The sequence below is a fragment of the uncultured Corynebacterium sp. genome, from assembly GCF_945649885.1.
Taxonomy (GTDB): domain Bacteria; phylum Actinomycetota; class Actinomycetes; order Mycobacteriales; family Mycobacteriaceae; genus Corynebacterium.
On the sequence record NZ_CALZFS010000022.1, the window covers coordinates 1 to 15679 of the forward strand.

The 15679-nt window shown below is 55.3% G+C and carries 19 protein-coding genes; 9 read left to right on the plus strand and 10 right to left on the minus strand.

Annotated features, from left to right (window positions below; genetic code table 11):
* Positions 1–19: 19 nt before the first annotated feature.
* Positions 20–412: an RNA polymerase-binding protein RbpA gene (locus Q0M74_RS03895; protein WP_293951736.1), complete on the minus strand. Its 393-nt coding sequence runs from the start codon at positions 410–412 to the stop codon at positions 20–22.
* 281 nt (positions 413–693) lie between these two features.
* On the opposite strand from Q0M74_RS03895, the gene Q0M74_RS03900 reads away from it, so the two are divergent.
* The 4 genes from Q0M74_RS03900 to Q0M74_RS03915 all read left to right on the plus strand — a co-directional run bounded on the left by Q0M74_RS03900 (position 694) and on the right by Q0M74_RS03915 (position 3063).
* Positions 694–1026 (plus strand): hypothetical protein, encoded by a 333-nt coding sequence (locus Q0M74_RS03900; protein ID WP_293951760.1) that lies wholly within the window; start codon positions 694–696, stop codon positions 1024–1026.
* The gene (locus tag Q0M74_RS03905) at positions 1023–1820 is read left to right on the plus strand and encodes a YceI family protein (RefSeq protein ID WP_293951737.1); all 798 of its coding nucleotides are present in this window, start codon (positions 1023–1025) and stop codon (positions 1818–1820) included. Before Q0M74_RS03900 ends, Q0M74_RS03905 begins: the two co-directional genes overlap by 4 nt.
* Positions 1821–1825: 5 nt before the next feature.
* Positions 1826–2023 carry a hypothetical protein gene (locus Q0M74_RS03910; RefSeq protein WP_293951738.1) on the plus strand — a complete coding sequence of 66 codons (198 nt, stop codon included), beginning with the start codon at positions 1826–1828 and terminating at the stop codon, positions 2021–2023.
* Between the two features lie 356 nt (positions 2024–2379).
* Complete coding sequence (locus tag Q0M74_RS03915; protein ID WP_293951761.1) at positions 2380–3063, plus strand: hypothetical protein; 684 nt, start codon at positions 2380–2382, stop codon at positions 3061–3063.
* Positions 3064–3184: 121 nt separating this feature from the next.
* On the opposite strand, the gene Q0M74_RS03920 is transcribed toward Q0M74_RS03915, so the two are convergent.
* From Q0M74_RS03920 to Q0M74_RS03930, 3 genes are all read right to left on the minus strand, one after another.
* The gene (locus Q0M74_RS03920) at positions 3185–4705 is read right to left on the minus strand and encodes a SulP family inorganic anion transporter (RefSeq protein ID WP_293951739.1); all 1521 of its coding nucleotides are present in this window, start codon (positions 4703–4705) and stop codon (positions 3185–3187) included.
* Between the two features lie 185 nt (positions 4706–4890).
* A complete protein-coding gene (locus Q0M74_RS03925) occupies positions 4891–5583 on the minus strand; it encodes a DNA alkylation repair protein (RefSeq protein WP_293951740.1) in 693 nt (230 codons plus the stop codon).
* Positions 5584–6182: 599 nt separating this feature from the next.
* Positions 6183–7070: an IS5 family transposase gene (locus Q0M74_RS03930; RefSeq protein WP_293951741.1), complete on the minus strand. Its 888-nt coding sequence runs from the start codon at positions 7068–7070 to the stop codon at positions 6183–6185.
* 165 nt (positions 7071–7235) lie between these two features.
* On the opposite strand from Q0M74_RS03930, the gene Q0M74_RS03935 reads away from it, so the two are divergent.
* The 3 genes from Q0M74_RS03935 to Q0M74_RS13865 all read left to right on the plus strand — a co-directional run bounded on the left by Q0M74_RS03935 (position 7236) and on the right by Q0M74_RS13865 (position 9022).
* Positions 7236–8477, plus strand: a complete 1242-nt coding sequence (locus tag Q0M74_RS03935) for an IS701 family transposase (protein WP_293951742.1) — start codon at positions 7236–7238, stop codon at positions 8475–8477.
* A 145-nt stretch (positions 8478–8622) separates the two neighbouring features.
* A complete protein-coding gene (locus Q0M74_RS03940; protein ID WP_293951743.1) occupies positions 8623–8817 on the plus strand; it encodes a hypothetical protein in 195 nt (64 codons plus the stop codon).
* Entirely contained in the window at positions 8810–9022 is a 213-nt protein-coding gene (locus tag Q0M74_RS13865; protein ID WP_366087793.1) for a transcriptional regulator, read from the plus strand. The genes Q0M74_RS03940 and Q0M74_RS13865 overlap by 8 nt, the downstream gene beginning before the upstream one ends.
* 4 nt (positions 9023–9026) lie before the next feature.
* Here Q0M74_RS13865 and Q0M74_RS03945 read toward each other — a convergent pair whose 3' ends face one another.
* From Q0M74_RS03945 to Q0M74_RS03970, 6 genes are all read right to left on the minus strand, one after another.
* Positions 9027–9398: a hypothetical protein gene (locus tag Q0M74_RS03945; protein WP_293951744.1), complete on the minus strand. Its 372-nt coding sequence runs from the start codon at positions 9396–9398 to the stop codon at positions 9027–9029.
* Between the two features lie 64 nt (positions 9399–9462).
* Positions 9463–10431, minus strand: coding sequence for an arsenic resistance protein (locus tag Q0M74_RS03950; protein WP_293951745.1), 969 nt, complete (start codon positions 10429–10431; stop codon positions 9463–9465).
* A 12-nt stretch (positions 10432–10443) separates the two neighbouring features.
* Positions 10444–11016, minus strand: coding sequence for a manganese efflux pump MntP family protein (locus Q0M74_RS03955; protein ID WP_293951746.1), 573 nt, complete (start codon positions 11014–11016; stop codon positions 10444–10446).
* 404 nt (positions 11017–11420) lie between these two features.
* Positions 11421–12275 (minus strand): serine hydrolase, encoded by an 855-nt coding sequence (locus Q0M74_RS03960; protein WP_366087797.1) that lies wholly within the window; start codon positions 12273–12275, stop codon positions 11421–11423.
* 66 nt (positions 12276–12341) lie between these two features.
* Complete coding sequence (locus Q0M74_RS03965; RefSeq protein ID WP_293951747.1) at positions 12342–12830, minus strand: Cpe/LpqF family protein; 489 nt, start codon at positions 12828–12830, stop codon at positions 12342–12344.
* Between the two features lie 127 nt (positions 12831–12957).
* Complete coding sequence (locus Q0M74_RS03970) at positions 12958–13155, minus strand: hypothetical protein (protein ID WP_293951748.1); 198 nt, start codon at positions 13153–13155, stop codon at positions 12958–12960.
* 319 nt (positions 13156–13474) lie between these two features.
* Between Q0M74_RS03970 and Q0M74_RS03975 the strand changes: the two genes are divergently transcribed.
* Together Q0M74_RS03975 and Q0M74_RS03980 are read left to right on the plus strand one after the other, a co-directional pair.
* Positions 13475–13951 (plus strand): phosphoribosyltransferase, encoded by a 477-nt coding sequence (locus Q0M74_RS03975; protein ID WP_293951749.1) that lies wholly within the window; start codon positions 13475–13477, stop codon positions 13949–13951.
* Positions 13952–14273: 322 nt separating this feature from the next.
* The gene (locus Q0M74_RS03980; RefSeq protein WP_293951766.1) at positions 14274–15674 is read left to right on the plus strand and encodes an MFS transporter; all 1401 of its coding nucleotides are present in this window, start codon (positions 14274–14276) and stop codon (positions 15672–15674) included.
* Positions 15675–15679 lie beyond the last annotated feature (5 nt).

The window sequence follows — 15679 nt, forward strand, 5'->3', positions numbered from 1 at the left end:
CTCTTTATTCTTTTAATGCTTAGCTGTTGGCCTTTTCGGCCTCTTCAGCCTCCTGCTGAGCCTTCAGAAGCTTCGCAGCGTTACGGCGACGCTTACGCAGTGCCTCAACGCGTTCTTCAAGAAGGATATCGAGCTCCTCGATGGAACGACGCTCAAGGAGCATGTCCCAGTGGGTGCGTGGTGGCTTGACGGGCTTGGACTCCACGCCCTCACCCTCCATGAGGGTGCCGAGCTTACCGTTCTTGCACATCCACTCTTCGGGGATCTCCGCATCATCGGCGAAGGGGACCTCGTAGATTTCTCCATCTTCGGTCCGGTACTTCACAAGCTGGCGTGGTGCCAGGTCGTGATCCCTGTCGGTTTCATAACTCACGGCGCCCATGCGGCTGCCACGAAGAACGCGATCTGCCATCTAGGTATCAGTCCTTTGCCTTCGGTAGTGCGGGATACATATCAGTAATGGCTGTTACTGAGTACAGTCACTAGTTATAACGTATGAACCGCAGAAATTGTTCCCTGCCATTCTACATCGTGTTGAGCTGAAGCTATTCATGGCACCAGATATTGCATTTTTCAGCGTGGTGAAGAGGCTTTTAACGATGAACTGCGGAAAGGGAATGCCTATAAGTCAGGTGCTCAGTGCACGAATCGTTCTATCGGTTCAGATGCACTAAGGTGTTACAGGTGCAGAATATAATCCCCGTCCAACCAGGAACAGCTTGTGCCTGGTGTGGGAAGGACATTGCGTCCTCAGGTCGTGGCCGACCGAGGAAGTACTGCAGCCAGGCGTGCCGCCAGCGCGCCTACGAGCAGCGCAATAACGTCTCAGGTACCGCCATTCCGGCCAACGCTGTCATCATGACACCCGACCGGGCCGAAGAACTCAAGGATTCCCTTTTTGAACTCCGTTGTGCGGCTGAGGATATTGCAACTGCGGTAGGCGAGGGAGAGACCCCACAGGAAGTCTCCGAGCTGTGCCGCGAATTGGTGGAACTGGCTCGAAAAATTGAGAAGTTGAGGTCATGAGCAACACATCAGATAACCGTCCAAATGATGACGCCGTGAATGCTGGCGACACCCCCAACTCCAAGGGGCCGGGCGCGCGTAACGCACCAGGCAACGCCGGTGCTGCATCCCGTGTGCGCACACCGATTGTGGTGGGCACGGTCATCGTCATTATCCTGCTGACCCTGGTGGGTATCGCAGTTCCTCTCTACACCCTCATCATGGGCTCCGGAGTAAAGACTGAAGGTCTGAACGCTGATGGTGCAGAACCAGCATCCACTGACATGAACGGCACCTGGCGTGTAGTCCCCGGAGCAATCCCGAACCACAGCTCCGCAGGATTCACCTTCGATGAGATCCTCCCAGGCGAAGAGAAGACCACCTCCGGTTCCACTGTTGATGTCACCGGCGGCATCGAGATTGCCAACAACGCCCTGGACTCCGGTCTGATCACCGTGGACATGACCAATATCTCCACCGATCAGGAAAAGCGTGACATCAACGTCCGCATGAAGCTCTTCCACACCGACGAGTACCCAACCGCCACCTTCGAGGTCACCGACTCCGTTGATCTCTCCGGCATTCCTGATGACGGCACTATCGGACAGGTTGTTGTCCCAGGTGAACTCACCGTTCACGGCCAGACCAACGATGTTGCACCGACCTTCGAGGTCCTCCGCGATGGTGACCAGGTCATCCTCTCATCCGACATTGAGATCAACCGCCTTGACTACAACGTGGAAACACCTGAGTTCGTGGCTGCCAAGATCGCCGAAACAGGCGAGATCAACGTCCGCCTGACCTTGGAGAAATAATCATCATGCTGGCTTCACGAATGATCCCCGCTTTGTGGTTCCGCCTCATCGTTCTGGTCGGATTCATGCTGTTCATGCTCCGGGAGAACATGTTGCTCATCAGCCTGATTGCTTTTGTGCTTCTGGGCGTCACAGGCTGGCAGTTGCGCACCGCGTACCGTACCCGTGACAGTGCTGGCACCAGAACCAGCAGCGAAGAATAGCAGATTTTTTCATAGCTCCGGCTTCCTTTCCTTGATAAGGGAGGCCGGAGCTTTGCCTTTCCCATTTCGAGAGAAAAGACCTGGAGGTAATTTAAGTACAGGCTTAAGGGTTTCTTAATTGAAAACAGGGAAGTGAGGGGTGGACAGACTGAAGTGGTGTGGAAAAGCTTTTAAAACAACCTGCTACCTCCCTATATGGTGACTTATTGAGGAAGGATCTCGGGTTGTGGGGGATGCTTCTGGCCTCCGCGTTGGTAACAACTGTGTTGCAATAAGCTAAACATCTCGGTGATGTGTAGCGCATTGGACCTAAACACACACAGAATGGGAGCCATTGTTCGCCACTAGAAAGGTAGATCGAGATGTCTCTCAACCCTAAGGCTCTTCGCACCCGCATTCTGGCAGGTGCAGCTGCAATCTCCCTGTCACTCAGTGTTGTTGCCTGTTCCGAAGCTGAGGACGCAGCTTCACAGGCCGGCGACGCAGTAGGATCTGCAACCGCAGATGCAGGCTCAGCGATCAACGATGCAGATTCCGACGGGGGAGACTCCACCTCAGATCCAGCAGAACCAGCTGATTCCACCGACGGTGCAGACGGTACCGACTCAGAGAGCACAGATGGTGCTGACGGTACTTCAGGAGATGGCTCCGCAGACGGCACCGGTGATGCCAGTGGTGACACAACAGAGGTAGAAACTTCTGACGGTTCCACCATGGAGATCCCATCCGCAGTTGCAGAAGCTGCACAGGCAGCAGGTTTCAGCACCCTGGAGGATGTTGAGGAAGGCGACAACGGCGAAATGCTTGCCACATTTGTTGAGGGACATATCGCCAATGCTGAGGAGTCCGGTGCTCAGCCACTGATCGGCAAGATAGCGGAGACCTGGGTCGGTGAGGGCGGTCTGGATGCTGATATTGGTCTTCCAACCGCACCGGAGGAGGCAACTGGAGACGGTTGGACCCAGACCTTCACCAACGGTGTCATCAACTGGGTGAATGACGGTTCTGGAAACTACACCGCGGACATCCAGACGCAGTAGCTTTCCCTAGATTCTGTACTGAAATGTGTTCAAGGCTCGTGACCGCTTTAATAAAGCGGTCACGAGCCTTGTTCTGGTGATCTCGGAAATCAGGGGTCAGGGGAGGATTTCTGAAAAATAATCAGTCAAGCTTTCCAGAGAGTTTTTCCAGCCGTTCCAGGCTGGCGCCCTTGAGTCCGATGATCTTCACGGCCTTGTCTCGTACCCGGTACTTGTGGATGATGCTGTCCAGCGTGGAAACCGTGGAGGCATCCCAGACTTCAGTGCCGCTGAGGTCAATCGTGATGTCATCGGCAGGGTCTGAATAATCAAAGGCGTAGACCAGGTCATTGGAGGATGCCCAGAAAAGCTGGCCCTTAACAGTGTAAACCGCGGTGGTGTTTTCACCCGTGGTGGTGACAGTGCGATCTACCTCGACCAGGTGGGCGACTCGACGTGTGAAAAGAATCATGGCGCTGATAACACCCAAGATGACACCCACTGCGAGGTTTCCAGTGGCCAGAGTGGCAACAATAGTGATCATCATTGTCAGGGTTTCGCTCAGCGGCATCAGCTTCAGGGTACGTGGGTGGACTGAGTGCCAGTCCACAGTGGCGATGGAGACAATCACCATGATGGCGACCAGTGCGGCCATCGGGATCATGCCGACGATCTCACCCAGTGCCAGGATGAAGACCAGCAGGAAGAAGCCGGAGAGGAAGGTGGAGAGACGAGTCCTGGCACCGGAAACCTTCACGTTAATCATGGTCTGACCGATCATGGCGCAACCACCCATGCCACCTAGGAAAGCGGTGACGATGTTTGCGATACCTTGACCAGCGCTTTCGCGGGTCTTGTCAGAGTGGGTCTCAGTGATGTCGTCGACAAGCTTGGCGGTGAGCAGTGACTCCATCAAACCGACCAGCGCCATACCGAACGCATATGGTGCGATGATCTGGAGTGTTTCCATATTCAATGGAACATCCGGAAAGATGAATTCTGGCAGACTGGAGGGCAGCTCACCCTGGTCGGAGACATTTGGAACGTTGATGTTCAACGTCCATACTGCGAGGGTGAGAATAACGATGACCACCAGGGGCGCTGGAACAACGTTGGTGAATTTGGGCAGAAAAATCATGATCAGCACACCCACTACAAAAAGTGGGTAAACGGCCCAGGGGACATTGAATAGGTGCGGTAGCTGTGCGAAGAACACCAAAAGACCCAGGGCGTTGACAAAGCCCAGCATCACGGAACGCGGAATGAAACGCATGAGCTTGGCGACGCCGAGGAATGCCATCGCTAGCTGCAGGATGCCTGCGAGGATGACGGTGGCCAGAAAGTATTCGACGCCATATTCGCGAACAACGGGTGCAATCACCAATGCGACAGCACCAGTTGCAGCCGAGATCATCGCTGGCCGACCTCCGGTGAAGGCGATGACCATCGCCATGGTGCAGGAGGCAAAGAGGCCCATGCGGGGGTCAACGCCTGCAAGGATGGAGAAGGCAATGGCTTCAGGGATAAGAGCCAGAGCGACAACCAGGCCGCCGAGCACCTCAATGCGGAGCCGGCGCACTGAGGAGAATGCGAAACGGAATGATCCAATAACACCGGTCGGTGCCTGTTGAGCATCCGATGGTGTGATGAAGGTGTTTGACACTAGGAAATCCTGTCACGAAATAACAGCTGCCAGCCGGAGGTGATAAATCTTGACATAATAGTCACGGAGTTTCGGGCTGGCTCGGAAAACCTAAGGTTATCTGGTGTTTTCAGGTCTCACAAGTTTAGACAATTGCGTCAATGTGACGTAATGGGGGTGGGTGAGAGGTGGGGGGAGGTGGGGGATTATTTAGTCTCTCTGCGCCGCACAATCTCTTCAATCCAGATTGGGGCAAATGGTGAGGTGCAATTGGGTGGTGTCGGATACTCCCTGAGTACTCCAAGCCGTTCACCGATCCGGATTGCACATTCGCGATATGCAGGAAACTCAATTCCGATATTGGCCAGCGTCTCATTCATGGACCATTGGAGGCGATCTGGAACAGACGCCATGTCAGACTCGATACTTTTTAGCAGTTTGTCCAGATCCAGGGATTCGGGAGCCTTGGTGATCGCGTAGGTATTCAGCGACCATCCGGCTGCACGAACCCAGCCCTGTGGATCTGTGGAATCATTCAGCCAGTGCAGGCGAAGTTCATTCCACTCAGGATGTTTCTTAACTACATAGTTAATCAGCCAGTCAGTAACCTTAGGCGTCCGTGCCTCACGGAGCATCGCGTCCAGGCTGTCGGTGGAGAATTCCTTTGGCCTGCAGATAAGCAAGGCGATGAGACGTGCGGCGGAATCATCAGAAGCCCAGAGCTTCACGGCAAGTTCCTGATTCTTCTTAAGGTCCTTGGCGATCGCACGCAGCTTGGTGAGGTTGACGCCGTGAGCATCTCCGTGGCGTTCGTTGACGGCGAGGATTCGTTCGTCGAAGAGTTCGCGGAGCTTGGTGAATGTGTTGTCGTATGCGATATTGAGTGAGTCGGCAGCCATGGCGTTTAACGTACCAGTTGGCCTGGACAAACAAGTTCGTCTGCCATCACCAATTGTCCGATAATGTACATTATGTCATTATGTCTGGATGGGGACACGGACCCTTCATCCCCCAGCCATCTCCTCAGGTCCCTCACCCGTATTCCACGCGCCTTAAGAAATCTGTAGATGAATAAACCTTCAGGCGGTTGCCTTTCTACGAGCCTCTTGATTGTTGCCCGATCTCGTGAATACTGAATTTTCGTCTGGGATTTCTGGCGAGCCCCCTGCGTGCCTTGCGCGCTACTTGTAGGCGGCCAACTGGGACGCATCGTTGACGTGGACCAGCCGGCGGTTGACTGCTTGGCTGTTAAGTTGTGACGAAATTCCCTCTAGGTTTGACGGGAGTAAGATTGATCAGGTTTTATGATCAACCTGGGCCCTTTTGGGTTGCTCTTGCTTTATAGAGGGGTCGATCGTGGATCTGCCTATGGGGCCCGGGAGATGGTGGAAATTTCCGGGATTTTCCACGCACCCCCTCCCTGTTCGCGTGTCTCCTAGATGCCTATACTTACGTCATGTGACTAAATTAAGGGGGCTGGGGGCAGATCTAGGTCCTGTTACGAAAGTCGTTTGAGCCACCGATCGATGTTCGCAACCCGAACGGTGGCCTCAAAACGCACGGCAAGCTTGTCATACCTGGTGGCCACGCCTCGTTTGTGCTTGAGCGCATTGAAACACCGCTCCACCACATTCCGGGCTTTGTAGATTTCGGCATCAAACACCGGGGGTCGCCCACCCCGGTGACCACGGTCTTTACGGTGCTTGGCCTGGTCATCCTTGACTGGGATCGTGGTCTTGATCCCGCGCCGTCGAAGATGCTCCTTAATCGCCCGGGAGGAATAGGCCTTGTCCGCCATCACCCGGTTCGGTCTCGTTCGCGGTCGACCGCGTCCGGGCCTGTCGACCTTAACCCGGCCCAGTACCTCGGTCAGCTGCGGGGCATCCCCGGCTTGTCCTGCGGTGATAGTAAATGATACTGACTGCATGTAGCGATCGCAGGCCAGGTGAATCTTGGTGGAAAACCCACCGCGGGACCGGCCCAACGCGTGATCAGCGGGTTCACCCTCAACGCGCTGCGGTGAGTCACGCCGTGCCCCGGCGACATGGACATGCGCCCTGGCAGTGGTGGAGTCAACGGCCAGATCCCAGCCGAGTTTGCCCTGCTCATCGGCCTTCGACTGGAGCTGTTCCTCAATACGCAACCATGTTCCGGACAGCTGCCAGGACCGAAACAATGCGTAGACCCGCCACCACGGGCCGTAACGGGCGGGGACGTCCCGCCAGGGACAACCGATACGGATCCGGTGTCGAATGCCGTTGATCAGGTCGCGCAGTCGGTAGCGACACGGCCGACCCTGGCGTGTTGGTGCTGGTAGTAGTGGTTTCAGTACCTTCCATTGGGCGTCGGTGAGGTCGTGGCGGGTTTCAACGTTTAGGGTAGACAAGTAGAGCTCCTGTGGCAGCGAGATTGGGTTGGTACCTTCTTCGCTACACGGGAGTTCCCTTATTGTGTGTCACCGCCACACCCTTCAGCACCGACTTTCGTAACAGGACCTAGTAGTACTTCGTTAGCTCTTGTGGGACGGTTCTGGTGGTCGTAATGTCAGATTATGAACGCAAAGACCACCCATACCCCAGGCGATCTCCAGGATTTCGTTGCTGAAATCTTCGCCTCCCTGGTCCGCAAAGACCAACGCGCCACCTCCAGCTACTACCTCCAAGGACTAATGCTGGAGGGACGTCGAAAATCCATGCAACCCATGGCGCAGCGTCTGGGCATTGATCATCAACGACTCCAACAATTCGTCTCCACCTCACCCTGGCCAGTCGAACCGGTCAGAAAAGCCCTGGCCACCAAGGCTATTGACCTCATCGAACCCGATGCCTGGGTTATCGATGACACCGGGTTCATCAAGGACGGATCAGCATCGCCTGGAGTTGCTAGACAGTACTCCGGCACACTGGGCAAGGTCGGTAACGTCCAAATCGGGGTCAGCGTGCACGCGGTGACCGATACCGCGTCGTGTCCGTTGGATTGGCGGTTGTTTCTTCCCGCCAGCTGGGATGAGACCACCACCGACTCGGCGGAAGAACGCGCCCTGATCCGGCAACGCCGGATAAAAGCCCTCATCCCTGCTGGGATCGGCCATCGACCGAAGTGGGAACTTTCCGTGGAGATGATCGACGAACTCAAGGCTTGGGGTGTGAACCCGCCGGTGGTGGTCGCTGACGCTGGATACGGCGACAACGGGACGTTTCGCACTGCGTTGACCACCCGGGGTATCGATTATGTTGTGCAGGTTAAAGGCTCAACCAGTCTGCACCCTGGTGACGTGGTCTTTGAGGTGCCCGAGTATGCAGGGTTTGGCCGGCCGAAGAAACCTGGGTACCGGACCCCACCTGTCCAAGCCCAGGAACTCGCCCAATCGCTACCGATCGCACAGTATCACCCAGTATCGTGGCGCCAGGGCAGTAAAGGGACGATGACCAGCAGGTTCACCGCGGTGCGGGTACGTCCAGCCAACCGAAACCTCCCCCGCAATAATGACGGGACACTCCCGACATGCTGGTTGCTGATCGAATGGCCCAGTGCTGCTTCAGCGCCAACGGATTACTGGTTGTCGACCCTGCCGGAAGACACCCCGATCGAGCAGTTGGTGCGGTTGGGGAAAATCCGGTGGCGGATCGAGCATGACTATCGGGAATTGAAGCATGGGTTGGGGTTGGATCATTTTGAAGGCCGGCATTGGTTGGGGTGGCATCACCACACCACGCTGGTGACGGCGGCGCATTTGTTTGTCACCCAGCAGCGGTTGGCTGTTACTGACCCAAAAGCCCAGGTGGCGGGGTGAGTTTCTATGCTGTCCTCGCCGAAATCCAGTCGATGGTCATCGAACTGTTGGGATGCTGCCCGTACTGTGGACGCGCACCTACCTAACGAAGTACTACTAGGTCTCGTACCTGGTCCAACGTGATACCGGTATTCAATTCCGTAGCATGGGCATTCAGGCAAAGGCATTTATCATCGGCATTGTCGGGCTGAACCTATTGCTGTTCAGCGTCTCATTAGGTCTTGTGTCTTCCGGCATGTCCTGGGTTGTTTTGATCACTAGTATCCTCGGATTTGTCATGACAACTGTAATGGCCGGAATCGCTTATCAGCAGGCAATCGAAAACGTCTACCGTGCTTAAAGCCTGCTTCAACGACACCATCCACTCCCCCTTGAGGCTGCGCACCTGCGGACTGCTCCGAAATGTGGATCAAGTTGATTTCTCCCGCCTTGGAGACTTCCTGAATATTTCCGATGCTACGCTCTCAAAACATTTAAAGGTGCTGGTTGAAGCAGGGTTTCTTGTCGCGGACAAGGAGGCATCGTTAACCCTCGCATTTAGGTGAAGGATTACTTCGATTCGGCACCTTCGATAAAACTGCTGAAATATTCAACGCCATCAAATTGCTTCATTGTCTCTGCGACTACTTCGTACACCCGAATGCTCAGAGCGTCTAGTTCTGTCGTGCCATCAGACCTGAATCTGAACACTGCTTCTGAGAGAAGGTATGGATGAGAATCTATGCTCGCACCAAAACGTTGATTCCAGTAGTCTTTCAATCCCATTTCATCTTCAACCAGTAGGTTTCTTGAAACATCCTGCAGGGTAAGATCGGGTGCCAATTGCGAAAACTGTTCTTGCAGCTTGATCGAGACCGTCTTTGCTTCTTCTTCCGGTGCATAGAGAAAAAGCTCCTCAATGTATTCCTTGAAACCATCCATGATGGCAGGATAGCTGAGGAGTGAAGGTGGTTCGTCGATAAGCACGCGGCGTGTGCGCTGCCTACTACCTCTCCCCTAGTTCCTTCACTAATAGTGGAATGAGTCGGACAAAAATTACCATGCCGATCAACTCAATGAGTGTCTGTGTCACCACGACGACAGCGGCCAGACCAAGTGCTGGTGGGAACGCCAGTGCCAGCGGTAGAACCACCAGTGAGTTGCGTGTCGCCCCGGAGAACACCACCGCACGTGTGGCAGCCGGTTGCTGCTTAAAAAGCTTTGCCGTACCCATTCCCACCGGAATCATGATCACCAGGAACGCGATATACAGCGGGATGACCTGTAGCAACTTTCCCAGCTGGTGGCTGACTGCATCGATCTGGGAGGTGACCACCACTGCGAGAGTCAACATCATGAGTGGCACCATGATGCCCTCACATAATTCCATGATCTTCTCGATCTTCAGCTTCTGTGTGAGTGCCGCCAGGAGTAGCGGGATGATGATAAGTGTTAAGAATGCTGTGCCGAATGCGGTGCGGTCAATGATCTGGAGAAAATCATCGCCATCTCTCATCATCAGGCCCATATAGAAGGGTATGAACAGAATCTGCACCAGCATCAATAAGGGAGTGGCCGCCAATAATTTATCGTGCGCTCCCCCGGCGAGGCCGGTGAAGACAATGACATAGTCAATGCACGGGGCCAGTAACACCAGCAGAAACCCCGCTAATAATACCTGGTCATGAGCAATAAATCTGCTTAAGGAAAATACGACTACAGGCACCATGAGGAAGTTCAACACCAATACGCTGGCAAGGAACTTGAGGTCACCCAGTGCTTCTTTGAGCCTGGTCAGAGGGATGCTCAAGAAAGTGGCGTACAACAGCGCCATCAGTATGGGGTTGATGGTTGCTTCCGCAGCGGGAGCTACTCTGGGCGCTGCCAAACCGAGAGCTGCCCCGAGGGCAATGGCAGACAGGTACAGCGGGATCTGATGTTGATCCCACCACCGTGGGAGCACCGACCAGTTCATAGTGCTGTGAGTCTAGCCCAGCAGATGTTCCATGAGGATGTTGCCTCCCAGGACGATCAGAACCAGGCCACCACCAAGTGTTGCCCACTTTCCAAAACGCCCGCCACCGTGGTGCCCGATCCAGGCACCCAGGAGGGAGAGGAGGAAGGTGAGCAGACCCATGACCAGTGCCACCTGGACGATGGGCGCATGGGCAAAGGCCAGTCCCATGCCAACAGCAAGTGCATCAATACTGGTGGCAAATCCTAGGATGAGAGCTGGCTTGAGCTGTACAGCACCGTTATCAAAGGGGGTGTCCGCAACGTCTGGATGGAAAGCATCCCAGATCATCTTGATGCCCACGACTGTCAGCAGGCCGAAGGCAACCCAGTGGTCAATGGCTGCAATGACGTTGATTTCAGCAAAGAAGTAGCCGATGATCCATCCCAGGACTGGCATGACAGCCTGGAAGATGCCGAAGACGGCAGCTAGGATCAGCGAGCGTTTGAAGGCATTGACGCGGATTATGGTGCCGCGTGCGATCGAGCAGGCGAAGGCATCTGCTGCGACGCCAAAGGACAAGAGCATGATTTGTACTGGTGGCATGGTGGTATGAGGCCTCCTTGTGGACCGTACCTGGGCATAAAAATAGACCCCGGCGATGTGTACGCCGAAGGTCTCGTTCGCCCGGGTTCTGGAAAACAGAAGCCTGACCGGGTGGCATATCCGGGTGCGGTTTTATGCGCACCAGTATGTCGAATATGCCGCATACCAGCCCTGTATTAACAGCTGGCGTGGAACTACTCCCCTTCGAAATGGAAGTGAAACGAGAAGCATTTTCCAGTGAATGTTTCTTGCTTCGGTGTCCAAGTATTAATGCTGGAACAGGGAAAGTCAACACGCCCAGGCTTGTTCGGACACCCGGTTATTCAAAGTTCATTTAGGCAAACTTTTATGTTGGATGTGCAGGTCAGCACCAGTTCAGCCGCGCTGACCGCAGTTGCTGTCGCCTAGTTGTCCTCAGCAGCCATCAGTTCCAACGCAGAGGATGCAAGACGGAAGAATTCCGACTGGGCATCTGGGCTGATTCCGGCTGCATCCTCTGTGGAAGCCTGTAAGACGAGGACATGGTTTTCGCCGTCGGCGTTTTCCACGAACCAGCTGCCGGTGAGCACTCCGGGTGAGGAACCGCCCTTGAAACCCACATAATCCCATGGAATCTGAGGGATACCGGGGTTCTCACTCAAGATCTCCCGGACGGTTGGATCTTCTTGCCTCTGAAGTACCTGGTGCACCGCAGCAACATCCTCAGCCGTGGCAAACCATTCCACGCCCTGAGGCCAGAGCGGATCTCCACCCACAGCTATGTCATACGGGCCAATCGGCTTGCGCTCCAGGTCATCCAGCAGGGCGCGTTTCTCATCAAAGGTGCCGCTGCTCCAGGTGTCCAGATAGGCGGGGTCTCCCCATCCGATCTGGAACATTTCCCTGGTTGATAAAAACGGTGACATCAACTCTGGTGCGTGGTGGCCGGATTCTTCCACCGCGGTTTCCACTGTCCCTCGTCCGACAGCCTGAATCAGCATGTCGGTGGCAGTATTGTCGCTGATGGAAATCATCTTGGTGGCCGCTTCGCGCACGCTGACTTCCGTGCCATCAGGTTCATCCTGCAGCTCACCTGAGGGCAGACTCCGGTTTTCTTCAGAGATTGTCAGCATGCTGTCCCAGCTGAGCTCACCTGCTTCGATGGCGGTGGCTACAGCCAGGAGAACATACAACTTGAACATAGAACCCAGCGGAGCTGGTTCTGTGCTGCTGCGCTCCAGAAGCGGGTCGGGAGCTGAATCATCAGCTGGGGTGATCAGCGCACGAACTGTCGCTGGGAAAGCCTCAAAACGTTCATTGAGTTCATCAAAGGAAGCTGGTGCTCTTCAATTAGCGGCACCACTTTCACCGAAGAAGAGACCGGTTATCAGCCCTTCGGTATCCACCACAACAGTCATATCCAGGGGGTCTGACACCGGACTGGTCAAGGTGGTGACCGCCTGACGGTCGCCACCCTCATAGTTGGTCACGGTGAAAGGCTTGGCCGGTCGGAGGTTCTGGTTGAAGATCTCGACCATATCCTCGGCCGGGACTTCAGCGGTGAAACTTGGGTGGAGCTTGTCCTCCCAGACATCCACGGTGGTGTCTTCATCCGCGTTGAGCATGTCCACGATGGTCTGGGACTCCTCGCCCACTGCAGTATCTCCAGGAATCTCCACAGACTCTTCCGCAGGAGCATCCTGGGAGGTGTTTAGGGAGTCATTCGGGGTTTCTTCAGGTGTATCAGTGGATGAACATGCGGACAGCATCATCGCGGTGCCGGCTACCAGTGCGGTGGTGGCCATGGACATCCTGGTGCGTCTGAAAAACTTCACTGAACTCTCCTGTGTGTGGGAAGGCGATTTATATCAGCAGCTTACAATATATTTTTAGGCCAGGCAGTATTTTATAGGTCCACGGAAGACTGCCGGAACCACCCGGTTGTCCCTGCTGCAGGGCTGGCTAGAGCCATTCCGGTCCGGGATAGTTGCCGCAGGTAACCAGGAAAATGATTTTCATCAGTGCGTAGATGAGCCAGATGGAGAGCAACGGGAAGAGACCGGCCACTACCGCCGACACCATGAGCCACCCGCGATGCGCCAGGTAGGCGCATACTCCTGCCACAATGCCCAGAGGGATCGTGATGAGGTAATAAGACAAAATACCTTCAGGGAAGATGAATGTGAAGATCAGAACCGATGTCTATCCGGTCGAACCTAACTGCGTGCGGGTATTCGCCATGTATCTCTCCGTGGTTGACCATCCACGGTACCTCCCTTGTCAGCCATCATTGATCAAGCGGGTACGGCATTCGTCTCAGTTCCAGCGGAACCACGGGTGTTTTCTCGGAATCCCAGCCAGCTGATGAAGACCTGATCAGTTGAATAATTGCCGTTCCCACAAGATGAACGAACCGTGAATATGGAATAAACAAAGGGTGATTCCCGGGATGAATGAAACTTTAGATAGACTCTTGTCCATGACAGAGGAACGCGAGATTCTCACTTATGAGCTGTTCGGCACGGCCATGCGTGAATTGGCCCAGGAAATTATCAATGACTACAAGCCCGACTGTGTGCTCTCCATTGCACGTGGCGGCCTGCTGATCGGTGGCGCTCTCGGCTACGCCCTCGGCATCAAGAATGTCTCAGTGATGAACGTGGAGTTCTACACCGATATCGGAGAGCACCTGCAGGAGCCGCTGATGCTCCCACCGACCCCGAAGGCCATCGATCTCTCCGGCATGAAGATCCTCGTCGCAGACGATGTTGCTGACACCGGTAAGACCATGGAGCTCGTCCATGAGTTCCTCGGCGACCATGTCGTTGAGGTCCGTACCGCGGTCATCTACGAGAAGCCACACAGCATCTTCAAGCCTGACTATGTCTGGCGCAAGACCGACAAGTGGATCAACTTCCCCTGGTCCAGCCTTCCTCCCGTGGAGGCACAGGCCTAGGCCTGAACATTTTGTCCAGTTTCTGGACTTGAAACCCTGATCTTCACGTCTTTGGCATCAGCGTGACTGATCAGGGTTTTTTCCTGCCCAATCCCCTCCCAGAAGCCTGGATTCCGGGAGGTGCTCGTGGTGGCCGCCCAGCTACCAAGGCCCAAAACATGACGAGGGTGGCCGGATCACGCCCCCAAAATCTCAAATAATGAGACAGCTATCTCCCTTGTCTCAAGCAGTGGGATTGACAACTAAGAATTGCCTGTGGAAATGTTGTTCTCGTTCTTATTAAATGCAAATGAGTAAAGGGGGATTCACAAACATGTCCAATATGTCTCCGGACTCCTCGGCGGTCACAACCCAGGCCCCCGTTAGTACCACTGCCACATCGACACCCCAACAACCACTGGTGATCGACAAGGCTACCAAACGCCGTGTCGCGGCAGCGTCCACCATCGGCACCACCATTGAGTTCTATGACTTCTATGCCTATGCCACGGCAGCTGTCGCCGTATTCCCCATGCTGTTCTTTCCCGCCAATGATGACCCCACGGTGAACCTGCTGGCATCCTTTGCCACATTCGGACTGGCTTTCGTCGCCCGCCCCCTGGGCTCCATTCTCTTCGGGCACTTCGGTGACCGCATCGGTCGCAAGGTCACCCTGATCGGTTCACTGCTGACCATGGGTATCGCCACGATCCTCATCGGCTTGCTGCCCACCTATGACCAGATCGGCATCATCGCACCTGCTCTGCTGGCACTGATGCGTTTCTGCCAGGGGCTCGGCCTGGGTGGCGAGTGGTCCGGCGCTGCTCTGCTGGCCGGCGAGAACGCTGAGCCGGGTCACCGTGCACGTGCTGCCATGTGGCCACAGCTAGGTGCTCCATTCGGCTTCTTCCTGGCCAATGGTTTCTTCCTGATTCTGGTGGCAACACTCGGCCACCAGACCGGCGATGTCGAGGGTGCTTTCATGAGCTGGGGTTGGCGTGTGCCGTTCCTGGCTTCTGCCGTGATGATCATCATTGGCCTCTGGGTCCGTTTCGCACTGGAGGAGACCCCCGTCTTCCAGCAGGCCGTGGATCAGGGCAAGCGTGTGAAGTCCCCACTGAAGGAACTGTTTTCCACCTCCTTCGGACCACTGGTGCAGGCAACCTTCATCATGCTGTCCACCTACACCCTGTTCTACCTGGTCACCACCTGGATCCTGTCCTATGGCATCGGCGACCGCAGCGCAGGCCTGGGCCTCTCCATCCCCTACTTCGAGTTCCTGCAGCTGCAGTTGGCCACCATCCCATTCTTCGCCATCATGATCCCGATCTCCGGCTGGCTGGCAGATGTCTGGGGCCGCAAGAAAACTCTGATCCTGGCATCCATCCTGCTGTTCGGTTTCGGACTGACCTTCACCACGCTGCTTGATCCGGCCACCGCCACCAAGCCGACCGTGTTCATCTTCCTGTCCATGGGCATGTCCGTCATGGGCCTGATCTTCGGACCGATGTCCGCGATCTTGCCTGAGCTCTTCCCCACCAACGTCCGCTACACCGGTTCCGGCATCGCCTATAACGTGTCCTCGATCCTGGGTGCGGCTATCGCGCCATTCATCGCCACCTGGCTGGTCTCCGCCTATGGTGTGGCCCAGGTCGGCCTCTACCTGATCATCGTCACCCTCATCACCTTCGGTGCGGTTTTGACCATGAAGGAAAACAAGAGCAACGACCTCCGCGAGGTCTAGAAGCT

Coding starts and splice junctions, on each gene's coding strand:
- Q0M74_RS03895 (WP_293951736.1), bottom strand. CDS start 412: ATGGCAGATCGCGTTCTTCGTGGCAGCCGCATGGGCGCCGTGAGTTAT.
- Q0M74_RS03905 (WP_293951737.1), top strand. CDS start 1,023: ATGAGCAACACATCAGATAACCGTCCAAATGATGACGCCGTGAATGCT.
- Q0M74_RS03910 (WP_293951738.1), top strand. CDS start 1,826: ATGCTGGCTTCACGAATGATCCCCGCTTTGTGGTTCCGCCTCATCGTT.
- Q0M74_RS03925 (WP_293951740.1), bottom strand. CDS start 5,583: ATGGCTGCCGACTCACTCAATATCGCATACGACAACACATTCACCAAG.
- Q0M74_RS03935 (WP_293951742.1), top strand. CDS start 7,236: ATGAACGCAAAGACCACCCATACCCCAGGCGATCTCCAGGATTTCGTT.
- Q0M74_RS03940 (WP_293951743.1), top strand. CDS start 8,623: ATGGGCATTCAGGCAAAGGCATTTATCATCGGCATTGTCGGGCTGAAC.
- Q0M74_RS03945 (WP_293951744.1), bottom strand. CDS start 9,398: ATGGATGGTTTCAAGGAATACATTGAGGAGCTTTTTCTCTATGCACCG.
- Q0M74_RS03950 (WP_293951745.1), bottom strand. CDS start 10,431: ATGAACTGGTCGGTGCTCCCACGGTGGTGGGATCAACATCAGATCCCG.
- Q0M74_RS03955 (WP_293951746.1), bottom strand. CDS start 11,016: ATGCCACCAGTACAAATCATGCTCTTGTCCTTTGGCGTCGCAGCAGAT.
- Q0M74_RS03975 (WP_293951749.1), top strand. CDS start 13,475: ATGACAGAGGAACGCGAGATTCTCACTTATGAGCTGTTCGGCACGGCC.
- Q0M74_RS03980 (WP_293951766.1), top strand. CDS start 14,274: ATGTCTCCGGACTCCTCGGCGGTCACAACCCAGGCCCCCGTTAGTACC.